The organism is Rothia sp. HMSC061C12 (genome assembly GCF_001815755.1).
Classification (GTDB): Bacteria; Actinomycetota; Actinomycetes; order Actinomycetales; family Micrococcaceae; genus Rothia; species Rothia mucilaginosa.
Map to the genome: position 1 here is coordinate 1 of NZ_KV821868.1, position 14,146 is coordinate 14,146.

The following is a 14,146-nucleotide window of genomic DNA, read 5'->3' on the forward strand; positions in this document are numbered from 1 at the left end:
ACGTCCTTGTGCGGTAGTGGTTGGTGAATCGTGCTCGCCCCGGTGAGGTGGCGGGCACATCCTTAGCCTATCGCACCCAATCTAGACGGGAGGTTAACTCGACGCAATGCTCCGGTGAAGACTCGGCAACCACTCCGCGGATAACGCGAATCTGGGCTTAACCACCCGATTTCCTCGGCTACCCTGAGAACAAATCCGCTGACTTCCGCATTGTTGCTGGGAGACTGCCGGTCACCGATAAAACAGAAAGGGTAGTTGACCACCATGATAATTACCTACACCATGATTGCCGTATGGGGCGTACTATGCCTTGGGCTGATGTACAAAATCTGCCGCACCGCTATCGTCCATGAGATGAGCCGCCGCCACGACAAGAAGCTACGCGCCGAAAACATCCACATCATCCGAGGCAAGCTTCGCAATATCATCCTGGCCGGCTTTGTAGCTCTCATATTTCCTGTCGCAATGTTCCTAACGCACCTACTCGGCGACATGGGATTCCACCTTTTCTACGACATCGCAGCGTTCTGCGCCATGTGCATGGCTATCTGCTTCTTCTACGGACCTGTTGAGGATTACACCGAAATCTCGCCGGAAGGAATCGAAAGGGGTGAATCATTTCTAGACACGGTCTTCTACCCGCTCAACGCAATCGGTGCAGTCTCATACAGTCAGGCCTCTGATAGTGACGAGTCAGACAGCGTTACTTTTAAAACAAAATCAGGCAAGACAATTACGAATTTCAGCCCCGGCGATGATGGTTACTACCTCCTCGCAATGACCCGATTCAGGATCGAAAACGAGCGCTGGCCAGACATGAACAACCCCGAAGAAGCCGCCCAGGTCAAGGCGTGGATGAACTGGAACTCCACCATCCCGCACATCAAGGATAAGGAAATTTCGGGCCTCGCCGAAGTAGACATGTAGCCCGCGTTTCAGCCCGCATTTAGCGTGTGCCCGGCGTGTTTCTCAACCAATATTTCCGTAATTTTTCTGCCAGAAAAACGTGGACTAGCCCGCATGGTTTAAGCCTCAACTAGAAGGTGCACTCTGCACGTAAAAACATTAACGTTGAGGCTTACAATAAAAAAGGTTTAACGCACAGCCGCACGCCGTGCACACACCACGTCACTTCACAGAAACACCGACCCCGAAAGGCACACCATGGCCACCAAGAAGCCCGCACGCCTCACCCGCCGCGCAGCACTCGCCGCCGCAGGCGCAGGCGCAGCAACCGCCCTCGGCGCACTGCTCACCCCCGCACAGGCAACCACCTACCGCCCCACCGTGCGCCGCACCCCCTACAACCGCTACTACTCCGACCGTTACGGCCGCCGCACCCGCATCGTCATCAGCGACTACTACGGCAGCTCCTACAGCCACTACTACTATTACGGCGGCTAAAGAATCCCAAGCCCAATAAACATATACTGGAAGACGGCACTACACCCCGTGTAGTGCCGTCTTCCCGTTAGATGCCGCAGGCATCACCCGCACCGCGGTGTGGAACCACACCACAGATAGAGAGAACCCATGAAGAACGTAACCCGCCGATCCGCCCTCGGCCTGCTCGCAGCAACCGGCGGCGCAACCCTCCTCGCAGCCTGCGGTGCTCAGCCTCAGGCAACCAGCGGCAACGCATCCGGTAGCGCATCTGCTTCCGCGTCGGCATCCAAGACCGCACGCACCGACTACTCCGGCGTTGCAGTCCTGGAGGGCTACACCTCCAAGCCTTCCGACTACCAGCCCGCAACCCGCACCGAGCCCTCTAAGAACGCTCCCGTGCCCGTGAAGCCCGCCGTCGCCAACGAGAACAGCGTAGAAGGCCTGTACCAGTCCATCGCATTCTTCGGCGCAGCCATTGAATACTACATGCGTACCGGCAAGACCGAACCCCTGCGTGAATGCGCGGTTGACAACTCCGAGCTGAAGAACATGCTCGAACCCGAAGAAGGCACCCTGGGTGCTGGCCTGCAGCAGGGCAAGATTTGGATGCAGGACCCGTCCGTCACCATCACCATGCTTACCGCACAGCCCGAGCGTGATGGCGACGCCTACAACTGGGATATCCGCCTGACCATGGACAGCGGTGAGTTCATCGCAAGCAAGGACCGTGTGGAGAACGCTTCCTCCGATTCGGACCGTAAGAATGATGTGGAGCGTACCCTGCACGGTGTCTACGAGAACGGTGCGTGGAAGCTGACCGGTATGCGTACTTCTTCCTCTTCGTCCTCGGCTTCTGCTTCCTAAAAGCTTCAGCCTAGAAGCGCGTAGCTTCTACACCTAAAAGGCGCCCACCCCGTGGCTGAAAACCACGAGGCGGGCGCCTCTCTCATGTGGTGAAGGACCTACCCTGCTTTTACCTATGCAGAAGCAAGCTTCGCCTCAAGCTCCTTCACAATCTTCGCGTGTTCCTTCTCAGAGATAGAAACCTTGAAGAAGAATGCGAGGAACGAGCACACAATAATGGCCAGCGGCACATAGAAAGCAGCCGTGTTGAACGTCTGAATGTTCTGCGCGGTGAGGCTATTAGGATCTGCACCGTTAGTCATAGCGGCAGCAACAGCAACCACACCCACGATGCTGTTAGAGAGCACCAGCGATCTTGTCGAGCATCGGACGGACGGACAGGGTAACTGCCTCGTTGCGCTGACCGGTCTTCAGCTGGCCGTACTCAATGGAGTCGGTCAGCGCCAAGATAGCGGTCATCTGAATGAAGGTGTTCGGGGTGTAGAACAGCACCAGTGCCACGTAGACCAGAGCCAAGTTCTGCGGGAAAAGAATGAACAGAATGTAGGCGGCAATCATCACGCCTTCCGGCATCCTTAAAGGGACCAAACAAAGATGTATACAAGAGGAAGGAAGACATGTCTTCCACCGAACAAACGACTCCCGTAGTCTCCTCCCAGTCACCCTCAGCAGCGTGGCTTGATGACCCCACCGTGTACGCTGTCAACAGGGAGGCAGCGCACTCCGACCATCACTCCTCAAACCCCCAGCAGAGCCTCAACGGCACGTGGGCTGTCCGCACTGCATGGGCCTCAGAAATTGACGTCACCACCGCAGAATTCGCCGCCCCCGCCCTCGACGAAAGCGACTACCAGAGCATCCCCGTCCCCGCCACCCTGGAAACTGAGGGACTCTGGCGCCCCGCCTACGTCAACATCCAGATGCCCTGGGACGGCCACGATAACCCCGAAGCTCCTCACATCCCCGAGAAGAACCACGTAGCCCTCTACCGCAAGCACTTTACCCTGGATGGCGACCTCAAGAAGATGCTGAGCGAATCGGGCCGCATCGCGCTCGCCTTCGAAGGCTTCGCAACCGCAATTTACGTGTGGGTTGACGGCACCTTCGTCGGTTACGCAGAAGACGGTTACACCACCACCACCTTCGACATCACCGATATCGTCAGCAAGGACGCAGAAGGCAATCACACCCTGACCGTCGCATGCTACGAATACTCGAGCGCTTCATGGCTGGAAGGCCAGGACTCGTGGCGTTTCCACGGCCTCTTCCGCGCTGTGAACCTGGTAGCCCGCCCCGCAGTCAGCATCTCCTCCCTCACCGTTGAAGCAGACTACGATGCACCCACCGGCGAAGCACACCTGGACGCTCTCGTCACCCTCAACGGTGAAGAAATCAAGGCGTACACCCTGCAGGCCAGCGTCCTTGACGGCACCCATGTCATCTGGTCTGGTACCGTCGCCGCCGAAGACGCATCCGTGCGCATCTCCTCCGACGCCCTTGAAGGTATCGCTCCCTGGTCGGCTGAATCGCCCTCTCTCTACACTCTGACGGTGGATCTGCTCCACGACGGCAAGACCGTAGAATCCACCAGCCAGCGCGTCGGATTCCGTCGCTTCCGCATCGAGAACGGAATCATGACCCTCAACGGTAACCGAGTCCTCTTCAAGGGTGTCAACCGCCACGAGTTCCACCCGCGTACCGGCCGCGTCCTGACCGTTGAAGACATGACTTCAGAGATTCTCTTCTGCAAGCAGCACAACATCAACGCTATCCGCACCAGCCACTACCCCAACGATTCACGCTTCTACGCCCTGGCCGACGAATACGGTATCTACCTGGTTGACGAAGCAAACCTGGAAACTCACGGCTCCTGGTGCACCCCCGGTGACATCCCCACCCCCGAGACCACGATCCCCGGCTCCCGCATGGAATGGGAAGGCGCCTGCGTTGACCGCGTAGAATCCATGATGCGCCGCGACTACAACCACCCCTCCGTAGTAATCTGGTCGCTCGGTAACGAAGCATACGGCGGCGAAGTATTCCGCTCCATGTACCGCCGAGTCCACGAACTGGACCCCAACCGCCCCGTACACTACGAAGGCATCACCTGGCACCGCGAATTTGATGACGTCACCGACATCGAATCCGGTATGTACACCCACGCTGACGTCGTTGAAAAGTACCTGTCGAACAACCCCCAGAAGCCCTTCATCATGTGCGAATACATGCACGCAATGGGCAACTCGGTCGGCGCTATCGACGAATACGTCGCACTGGAACGCTACCCCCACTACCAGGGCGGTTTCATCTGGGACATGATCGACCAGGCACTCTGGCACCCCGGTGAGAGCGAAGGCGCCCCCGAATACCTCGCCTACGGTGGCGCATTCGGCGAACGCCCCTGCGACTACGAATTCTCCGGTGACGGTATCCTCTTCGCCGACCGCAAGGTAAGCCCCAAGGTCGCTGAAGTGAAGGCAGTGTACTCCAACCTGCGCATCACCCCCGACCAGAAGAGCGTGACGGTTGTCAACGACAACCTCTTCACCTCCACCGCAGACTACACCTTCAAGGCTAGCCTGCTGGTCAACGGCGTTCCTCAGTGGCAGGAAGACTACTTCTTCGACGTAGCCCCGGAATCCACCCACGAGCTGGTAATTCCCTGGCCCCTGGAAGAATACGCTGCCGACAACGCAGAAGTAACCCTGGACGTCAGCCTCGTGCTCACTGAAGACGCCGCATGGGCTCCTGCAGGACACGAAATTGCCTTCGGTCAGTACGTCATCCCCGCATCGCAGGCTGAAGCAAACACCGCTGAAGACGCAGTAGATGCGACGGTGACCGTCGGCCGCTGGAACGTCGGTCTGCGCAACAACCAGGCTGAAGTTATTCTGTCCCGCACTCAGGGCGGCATCGTCTCCTGGGTACACAACAGCACCGAGCATGTTATTCGCCCCCCGAAGCTCACCACCTTCAGGCCCCTGACCGACAACGACCGCGGCGCCGGACACGGTTTCGAACGCGCCCAGTGGACCGTTGCAGGCCGCTACGCCCGTTGCGCTAACGTTGCTGTCGAGCAGCCCAGTGATGACAGCGTGGCAGTGACCTACACCTACGAGCTGGCAACCCCCGCTCACACCGCTGTTACGGTCCGCTACGAAGCACAGAGCACCGGCAACGTGCGAGTAGCCATCGACTACCCCGGCGAGAAGGACGCACCGTCCCTGCCCGCTTTCGGTCTGGAATGGGCACTGCCCGGCGAGTTCTCGCACCTGCGTTACTACGGCCTCGGCCCCGGCGACTCCTACCCCGACCGTTGCAGCGGCGTCCGCCTGGGCGTGTGGGAAAGCACCCCCGAGCAGGACTACGCACCGTACCTGGTACCTCAGGAAAGCGGTAACCACATGGGTGTCCGTTGGGCTGAAGTGACGAACGACAGCAACCACGGCTTCCGTGTCCGCCAGCTGCAGACTGCCGGTGACGGCCTGCACGTATCGCTCCTGCCCTACTCCTCCTACCAGATTGAGGAAGCTTCCTACCAGTGGGAGCTGCCCGAGAACAACCGCACCTACCTGCGTATCCTGGCAGGTCAGCTCGGCGTTGGTGGAGACGACTCGTGGGGCTCGCCGGTACACAGCCAGTACCACATCGATGCAACCGAGCCGCTGCACATGGACATTGCGCTAGAAATTATCTAACGCAACGCTCGGCACAGTAGCAGTAGACGCCTACCTTCGTGTAGCGTCCGCAGTTCTCTAGAAAAGAGGCGCCCGCCTCGTGGAATAAACCCACGAGGCGGGCGCCTTTCTTATATACGCAATAAAGCATATACCCTTATCGGGATGCTACCAGATGCGCACGCGCTCCTCCGGAGCCAGGTACAGTGCATCGCCCTCAGAGACGCCAAACGCCTCGTAGAACTCATCAATATTGCGCACCACACCGTTCACACGGAACTCATCCGGCGAATGCGGATCCACCGAAATCATCACCTCAGCATGCTGCGGGCGGGACTTCGTGCACCAGCCGCGAGCATTCGAGAAGAAGAAACGCTGAATACCGGTCATGCCGTCAATCACCGGTGCGTCATCCAGCGACTCAATGCCCTGCTTCTTCAAAGCCAGACGGTACGCCTTCAACGCAATCGACATGCCAGCCAGGTCGCCAATGTTCTCACCCAGAGTCAGCTCACCGTTCACGTGGAACTTCGGATCCAGACCCACCGGAACGTACGCGTTGTACTGCTCCACCAGCGCTGCGGTACGCTCCTTGAACTTCGCGTAATCCTCCTCAGTCCACCAGCTCTCCAGCTTGCCGTCACCGTCATAGCGGGAACCCTGATCGTCAAAACCGTGACCAATTTCGTGGCCAATAATCATGCCGATATTGCCGTAGTTCGCCGCATCGTCAGCATCCGGGTTGAAGTACGGCGGCTGCAGAATCGCTGCCGGGAACACAATCTCATTCGCCGGCGGCATGTAGTACGCGTTCACGGTCTGCGGAGTCATCAGCCACTCCGACTTATCCACCGGCTGACCCTTGCGGGCAATCAGCCAGTCAGCATCAAACGCACCGGTACGGCGCAGGTTCTCGAACAGGTCGCCGGGCACCAGCTCCAGGGCGGAGAAGTCACGCCACTTATCGGGGTAACCGATCTTGGTGACGAACTTCGACAGCTTCTCCAGCGCCTTCTCGCGGGTTGCCTCAGTCATCCAGTCCAGCGACTCAATAGACTCGCGGTACGCCTCCAGGAGGTTGCCGACCAGAACCAGCATCTTCTCCTTGTGCGAGGGCGGGAAGTGCACGGCCACGTACTCCTGGCCAATCTCCTCACCCAGAGCCTTCTCGACAGCACCCACGCCACGCTTCCAGCGCTCACGAATCTGCTGAGTACCCGAGAGGGTCTTGCCGTAGAAGTTGAAGCTCTCCTGGACCAGCTCGTCGTACATGAACGGCGCACGCGAACGCAGAACGGTCCACACAGCCCACAGCTTCCAGCTCATCAGCGGGATGGAGGTGAACAGCTTAGCCGCACCCTCAAAGAAGGACGGCTGGCCCACAATAACCTGGCCCAGGGTCTCCGGGTCGGCACCCAGAGCCAGCAGCCACTGCGAGAACGGGAAGCCGGGGAACTTCTCGTCCAGCTCGGTAGCCTGGTACGGGTTGTAGGTCGCCTCAGCATCACGGTTCTCCACGACGTTCCAGTGCAGGCGAGCCAGCTCAGACTCGTGAGTGAACACCAGCTGAGCCGCCTGCTCCGGAGTCAGACCGAAGCCCTCAGCCAGACCGGTCAGCTGGAACATGCGGGCAATATGCTCAACATACGCCGCGCATGCAGCCTCGTGCTTCTCTTCACGGTAGTAGGATTCATCCGGCAGACCCAGACCCGACTGGTACAGGAAGAACGTGTAATTCTTCGGATCCTTCGGGTCGTTGCTGGTGTACCAGGCGAACAGCTGCGGCAGACCCGCACGAGACAGCAACGCCAGGGTCACAGCCAGGTGGGAGGGGGTTGCCGAGTTCAGAATCGGGGCGATTTCCTTCAGCAACGGCTCCAGGCCGTCCGCCTCAATCTTCTCAACATCCATGAAGGAGTTGTAGAGTGCACCAATACGGGACTCCGGCTGCTCCTTCGCGATCTTCTCCACCAGCTCACGCACGTGCTTCTCTGCGTTATCGCGGAGGGTGTACAGGCCGCCGTCCTTGGGGCGGTCCGCCGGGATTTCGTGGGTAGCAAGCCACTTACCGTTGACGTGGCGGAAGAAATCGTCGCCCGGCTTGACGGTTTCATCCACCCATTCTTTAGTGATTCCAGAGTTAGTAGTCATGGTTCCATTCTATGTTCTTACACCCCCAAGCCACAGGATGCCCGGCACGGCACCAGATGGTGGCTCACCGGTACAGACGCTTCTCAGGGGCATTTTGCCGCTCCTCAGCGGGCTACGCGGGTGGCAGAGAAAGCGGTAGCCCCTCCAGGATGCAGAAAACCCGCCCGTACAGTGCAGAAGAAAAACTGTACGGGCGGGCCCGTTATCTATCCCCAAAAGCTCGGCATACAGTCGGTACGCATACCGGCACGAAGCCGAACAGCCGCCACCTGCCGCAGGTTACCGCGAGCAAACCATCATCCGGTCAACCCGCAGCAGGCAGCGGAACCAATAGGCGCCTCCTAGAGGGATGCGCGAATCGCCTTGGTGGCATCCACCAGGTGACGCAGAGACTGCTTGGTCTCCTCGTAATCACGAGTCTTCAGACCGCAGTCAGGGTTCACCCACAGGTCAGCAATGGTGCCGTAACCAATCGCAGCCTTCAGCAGGGACTCAATCTCATCCTGCGAAGGAACACGCGGGGAGTGGATGTCCCACACGCCCGGACCCAGACCGGAAACGAAGCTCTCCGGAATATCAGCCAGCAGCTCCATGTGCGAACGAGCCGCCTCAATGCTGGTCACGTCAGCGTTCAGAGCGTTAATCGAGTCGATAATCTCGTTGAACTCCGAGTAGCACAGGTGGGTGTGAATCTGAGTGGAATCCTTTACCGCGCTGGTAGCCAGGCGGAAGGAGTTCACCGACCAATCCAGGTACTGCGGCTGCTCATCGCGGCGCAGGGGCAGCAGCTCGCGCAGAGCCGGCTCGTCCACCTGAATGATGCGGATGCCCGCCTCCTCCAGGTCGGCAATCTCGTCGGCAAGAGCCAGCGCCACCTGGTTAGCGGTCTCGCGGCGCGGCTGGTCGTCACGCACGAAGGACCACGCCAGAATCGTTACCGGGCCGGTGAGCATGCCCTTGACCGGCTTGTCGCTCAGCGACTGTGCGTGGGAGCTCCACGGCACGGTGAACGCCTCACCGCGCAGACCCTCGCCGTGACGCTTCACGTCACCGAACAGGATCGAGGGGCGGGTGCAACGCGAACCGTAGGACTGAACCCAGCCGTGGCGGGTGGTTGCGAAACCGTCGAAGTTCTCAGCGAAGTACTGAACCATGTCGTTACGCTCAGCCTCACCGTGAACCAGCACGTCCAGGCCCAGCTCCTCCTGCAGCTTGATGACCGAGGCAATCTCGTCACGCAGGAAGCCGTTCAGCTCCTCAGCGGAAATCTTGCCCGCACGAGCCTCCGCGCGGTGGCGGCGAATCTCCGCGGTCTGGGGGAAGGAGCCGATGGTGGTGGTCGGCAGCTTCGGCAGGTTCAGGTCGGCCTGAGCCGCGCGGCGAACGTCAATGGTCGGACGGTTGAAGTCCTCAGCGGTCACAGCGGCGGCGCGAGCACGAATCTCGTCGTTGTGCTTGCGCGGGTCAGCGGCGAAGCGAGCCAGTGCCTCGTCGGCAGCCTTCAGCTCCGGCTCGACAGCGGCCTCACCTTCAGCCAGGCCGCGAGCCAGCAGAGCAATCTCAGCGACCTTCTGGTCAGCGAATGCCAGGCCGTCCACGGGAACCTCGGCGGGGTCTTCCAGAGCCAGGTCGTGCGGCACGTGCTGCAGGGAGGTCGAAGAGGACACCGACACGGCGCCCTCGGATGCGCCGGGCAGCGCCTCCAGAGTCTTCAGAGCCGCGCGAACGTCGGCACGCCATACGTTGCGGCCGTTCACAACACCGGCAACCAGGTGCACGCCGGCGGCAGAAACGGACTCAAGCTCAGCCTTCGAGTACACGCCGTGCACCAGGTCAAGGTGCAGGGCCTCAATGCCGGTACCCAGCAGTGCCGGCAGGTTCTCACGCAGAGAACCGTAGGGGCTGGTCACCAGAATCTGCGGGCGCTTCTCAGCGGCAGCCAGGGCACGGTAGGTGCGCTCGGCAAGCTCGGCAACCTTCGCGTTGTCGGCACGGTCCACGGTCAGGCCCGGCTCATCCAGCTGAACCCACTCAACACCGCGCTCAGCCAGCTGCTCCAGCACCTGAGCGTACGCTGCAACGAACTCATCCAGACGGTCAACGGGGGAGAAGTCCTCAGCGGAACCCTGCTCAGCCTTAGCGCCCAGCAGCAGGGTCAGGGGACCAACAATCTGCGGGCGAACCTTCACGCCAGCCTTCTGAGCGACCTCGAGCTGCTCGTCAATAGCCTCAAGGTTCAGCTTAATCTCGGTGCCGGCACCAATCTCGGGCACCAGGTAGTGGTAGTTGGTGTCGAACCACTTGGTCATCTCCAGAGGAGGCAGGGTCTCGGTACCGCGCGCCAGTGCGAAGTAGCCGGGCAGATCCAGCAGGCCGCGTGCATCCTTAGCCTCAGCTAGACGCTCGGGAACCAGGGTGAACAGGCGAACCACGTCGAGCACCTGGTCGTAGTAGGAGAAGGTCGCCGGAATCGAGTAGTTATCAGCCTTCAGACCCGCAGCGGTCACGCGCTCGAAGTAGGTGCGCTGCACGTCAGCGGCGGTGTCCTGCAGCTCCTGCAGGGTTGCCTTGCCCTTCCAGAAAGCCTCCTGAGCCTTCTTCAGCTCGCGGAAGCGGCCCACGCGGGGGTAGCCAACAATGGTTGCGGCGGGGAATGCGGTGTTCGACATAATATTTTTTCCTTTACTGGGGATAGATAGGGGAGTCAGTTCCGGTATTTCGCCACCCAGCGGTGGGCGGTGAAACGGAGGTTGTAACTCCCGGAATATTTGCGGGGGAGACAATGGGAACGCATCCGACAAGGAGCGTTACGGGTTGGGTTAGGCGTATTCCAGTTCGCTCAGCGGCTGAGAGAAACGGTTGCTGTATCGGGGTAGGTCCAGCTGGTCCAGAACGTCCAGCACCGCCGCATGCTCGTTGAAGGTGAAGAAGTGCAGGCCCGGTGCGCCCGCATCCATCACGGCGCAGCACTGGTTCAGTGCGTAGTCCACGCCGATGCGGTGCAGCTCTGCGTTGCTGGTCGCCGTCTCTAGGGCGTAGGCGAGGTCCGTCGGGACTTCCATGCCCGCCATCTGGCAGAGGTTCCGCAGGCGCTTCAGGGAGGTCACCGGCATGATGCCCGGAATAATCGGAATATCCACGCCTGCCAGGTGCGCCGAATCGACCAGGGCGCTATAGCGTTCATCCTCAAAGAACACCTGAGTAATCGCGAAATCCGCGCCGGCACGCTGCTTCGACAGCAGAATCTCAATATCCTGCAACAGGGATGCCGACTCCGGGTGCTTCTGCGGGTACGCCGCCACACCAATCGACACCTTGCCAGCCGCCAGGTGGGCAAAATCTTCGCGTTCCACGCGGCGAATCAGCTCGACCAGGTAGCGGGCGAAGGGAAGCTCAGAAACCTGACCTTCCTGCACGTCACCGCGCAACGCCAGGAAGCCGCGCACGCCCAGACCCAGAATCAGACGGACCGCACGCTCCAGCTCATGCACCGAATGGCCTGCACAAATCAGGTGAGCCAGCGGGGTGAGGGAGGTTTCGTGCACCAGGTGGTCGAGCAGCGCCAGCGTCTTCTGACGGCGCTTCGCGTCACCTGAATAGGTGACCGAAACGTAGTCGGGGTTGGTACCCTCAAGCTCCGCAATGGTGTGGAGTAGCGACTCACAGCTTGCGTGTGAGCGCGGAGGGAACAGCTCAAAAGAAAGAGCCGGGTGAACTGTCGTCATAACCATCCTTCGTGTTCACCCGATAGATACGCACCGTGAGGGTGCGCGAATTCTTCTGCAGGATGCGCTGTACCGGTTTGCAGGTACGACTCATCAAGGGGTGCCGAAGGGTATTCTTCTCTATCGGTTCTGGCGGGAGCACCTTGTCCGTACCCTGCACCGTGAAGGTGGGGGATACTGGCGAGGTTGCTGCGACGTCGACGAGCCAGATCTCTCGGTCGCTCTTGATAGATAACGCTTTTACTCTACCCACCGCCTCCGAGGGCGTGCAAGGGGCACGGCGGTTGATGCCCTAATATTTCTGGACATGACATTGGGGCGAAATATGAACTTAATATGACCGACTATGACAAAGGGCGGCTGGAGGTGTTGCGGGTAGGGCTGTCGGCTGACCCCTGAATGCCCGGCACTATCGCAGATACGTTCGCTTAATATTCTTGGACACGCACGGATATGTGTGTTTTACATTTCATTGAGGGGTAGGGTAACTAATAAGGCACGGGTAGTGTTTTGATGTCCGCTCATCGAGGAGTTTCAGGACTCAAAGATGAGTTCAATATGATTTTGTGAGCGTGGTGAGAATGAAAAAGCTATTTTCTTCTATACTCTGGTCTTTCCGCCTAGCCTGGAAAACCTGTCCTGGGACCCTAGTGAGCGCCGCCCTATCACTAGCCGTTATAGCCTGCATTCCCCTGAGCCAATCCTTGCTAATCGGTAATACAGTATCAGCCTTGAGCGGTTCAAATGGTGGCGCGGCCTGGATTTATATCGTTGCTCTTGCCCTTGTCGTTGGAATTAATATTATTGCCCAACGCTGGGTAATAAGTAACATGCTAATCCTCAAATCAAAGGTGAATTATCGGGTTCACTGCATGTTAAATAACAGGTTATCTACATTTCCGTTATCTGATATAGGTAGCACAAAATCACAGGAAGATATACGTGCTGCTAGAGAGGCAATATCGAAACAGGAATTGCAGGTTCACACCATGTCAGTTATGACACTGGTGAGTGCCTTCGCAATGGTGTTACTTCTCTGTCTTAATATCGCGAACGTCAGCATTGTGGCAGCAATTTTTGCGGCACTGTGTTCATTGCCCCTAGCCATTGCAATGGTGATTCTCGCTAAACGTGATTACGCTATCTACACCCTAATGTACGAGGATTATCGGGCAGAGAACTACTATCTAGACAATCTGATGGCTCAGAGTCGAGCCCAAGAACTTCACCTCATGAGAGGCTCCCGATTTTTCTCGCAACGCGTAGCGTCCTGGCGACGCCGGGCAGCCGGTAGGGAATTGAGCCTTGAAAGTGTTAGAGGAATCATCTCCGTAGTTGCAGGGCTACTCTGCTCTGTCTTACTTTTTGCGTCCCTGTACTTCCTTGTGGATTCAGGCGCCGATATATCGTATGTGGCCGGATCGCTGATTGGAATCATTGCCTGTGTTGACGCGACCCAAGAGGTGGGATATTCATTTGGTCAGATTATTAATGGAGCATTATCTGTTCAGCAATTCCGAAGGGTATGCGACTCTGATACTTACGACCATGCTTCTGAGATAAAAACTTCTAACCCTAACCATGAAAATATTTCAAAAATTATATGCAAAGATGTATCCGTTCAGTATGAGGGCGCGTCGTCTTTTGCGCTTAAAGATATTAATCTTGAGCTGATGAATAATCAAATGATTGCAGTAGTTGGTGCCTCGGGCGCGGGAAAAACAACGCTAATAAATGCAATTCTTGGAATTACACCAATTGCCCAGGGGAGCATAACGTATAAGGGTGCTTCTTCTGAGAGTAAATACAACATGTTGGCGAATGTTGGTTTGGTGAGTCAAGACTACGGCCGCTATGAACTGACTGTGCGTGAAAATCTCCTGCTGGGTTTGCCGCAGGCGGCGGTTGAGCGTCTTGGTGATGCTGATTTGTGGTCGGCTTTGTCGGTGGCTTGTGCTGATGATTTTGTGCGTGGTCTTGAGGGTGGTTTGGATGCTCAGTTGGGTGAGTCGTTTGGTGGTGTTGGTCTTTCGGGTGGTCAGTGGCAGCGTTTGGCGTTGGCGCGTGTGGTTCTTCGGGATGCGCCGGTGTGGGTGTTGGATGAGCCGACCAGTGCTGTGGATGCTGAGACTGAGGAGGAGATTTTTGCTCGGTTGAAGGTGGCTGCTGCTGGGCGTTTGGTGGTGTTGGTGTCTCATCGTGCGTGGACGTTGCGTGGTGTTGATTCTGTGGTGGTGTTGGATGGTGGGTGTGTGGTGGAGCAAGGAACCTACCGGGACCTAACGACCGACCCCACATCACGCTTCAGGAAGCTCTTCGCCTCCCAACTGGAGGAGAAATAAC

The 14,146-nt window shown here is 58.3% G+C and carries 10 protein-coding genes and 1 riboswitch; of the genes, 5 read left to right on the forward strand and 5 right to left on the reverse strand.

Going from position 1 to position 14,146, the window contains the following annotated elements:
- Positions 1-264: 264 nt before the first annotated feature.
- The 3 genes from HMPREF3055_RS06095 (at position 265) to HMPREF3055_RS06105 (ending at position 2,250) form a co-directional block, all read left to right on the forward strand.
- Positions 265-927: a hypothetical protein gene (locus HMPREF3055_RS06095; RefSeq protein ID WP_083318017.1), complete on the forward strand. Its 663-nt coding sequence runs from the start codon at positions 265-267 to the stop codon at positions 925-927.
- 237 nt (positions 928-1,164) lie between these two features.
- Positions 1,165-1,404: a hypothetical protein gene (locus HMPREF3055_RS06100; protein ID WP_049354346.1), complete on the forward strand. Its 240-nt coding sequence runs from the start codon at positions 1,165-1,167 to the stop codon at positions 1,402-1,404.
- 129 nt (positions 1,405-1,533) lie between these two features.
- A complete protein-coding gene (locus HMPREF3055_RS06105; protein ID WP_070738551.1) occupies positions 1,534-2,250 on the forward strand; it encodes a DUF6318 family protein in 717 nt (238 codons plus the stop codon).
- Between the two features lie 113 nt (positions 2,251-2,363).
- On the opposite strand, the gene HMPREF3055_RS09405 is transcribed toward HMPREF3055_RS06105, so the two are convergent.
- Both HMPREF3055_RS09405 and HMPREF3055_RS09410 read right to left on the reverse strand, forming a co-directional pair.
- Positions 2,364-2,597, reverse strand: a complete 234-nt coding sequence (locus tag HMPREF3055_RS09405) for a hypothetical protein (protein ID WP_246826905.1) — start codon at positions 2,595-2,597, stop codon at positions 2,364-2,366.
- A complete protein-coding gene (locus HMPREF3055_RS09410; RefSeq protein WP_246826907.1) occupies positions 2,587-2,808 on the reverse strand; it encodes an MFS transporter in 222 nt (73 codons plus the stop codon). Before HMPREF3055_RS09410 ends, HMPREF3055_RS09405 begins: the two co-directional genes overlap by 11 nt.
- A gap of 59 nt (positions 2,809-2,867) precedes the next feature.
- On the opposite strand from HMPREF3055_RS09410, the gene HMPREF3055_RS06115 reads away from it, so the two are divergent.
- Positions 2,868-5,948 (forward strand): beta-galactosidase, LacZ type, encoded by a 3,081-nt coding sequence (locus HMPREF3055_RS06115; protein WP_070738553.1) that lies wholly within the window; start codon positions 2,868-2,870, stop codon positions 5,946-5,948.
- A 147-nt stretch (positions 5,949-6,095) separates the two neighbouring features.
- Here the strand turns inward: HMPREF3055_RS06115 and HMPREF3055_RS06120 are convergent, their stop codons facing one another.
- The 3 genes from HMPREF3055_RS06120 to HMPREF3055_RS06130 form a co-directional block, all read right to left on the reverse strand.
- On the reverse strand, positions 6,096-8,078 hold the full coding sequence (locus HMPREF3055_RS06120) for a M13 family metallopeptidase (protein WP_070738556.1): 1,983 nt from the start codon (positions 8,076-8,078) through the stop codon (positions 6,096-6,098).
- Positions 8,079-8,419: 341 nt separating this feature from the next.
- A complete protein-coding gene (gene metE / locus HMPREF3055_RS06125) occupies positions 8,420-10,747 on the reverse strand; it encodes a 5-methyltetrahydropteroyltriglutamate--homocysteine S-methyltransferase (protein ID WP_070738558.1) in 2,328 nt (775 codons plus the stop codon).
- A gap of 150 nt (positions 10,748-10,897) precedes the next feature.
- Positions 10,898-11,803, reverse strand: coding sequence for a methylenetetrahydrofolate reductase (locus HMPREF3055_RS06130; RefSeq protein WP_070738560.1), 906 nt, complete (start codon positions 11,801-11,803; stop codon positions 10,898-10,900).
- A 117-nt stretch (positions 11,804-11,920) separates the two neighbouring features.
- Positions 11,921-12,037: riboswitch (SAM riboswitch) on the reverse strand.
- Between the two features lie 497 nt (positions 12,038-12,534).
- Between HMPREF3055_RS06130 and HMPREF3055_RS06135 the strand changes: the two genes are divergently transcribed.
- Positions 12,535-14,145, forward strand: a complete 1,611-nt coding sequence (locus HMPREF3055_RS06135) for an ATP-binding cassette domain-containing protein (RefSeq protein ID WP_246826906.1) — start codon at positions 12,535-12,537, stop codon at positions 14,143-14,145.
- Position 14,146 lies beyond the last annotated feature (1 nt).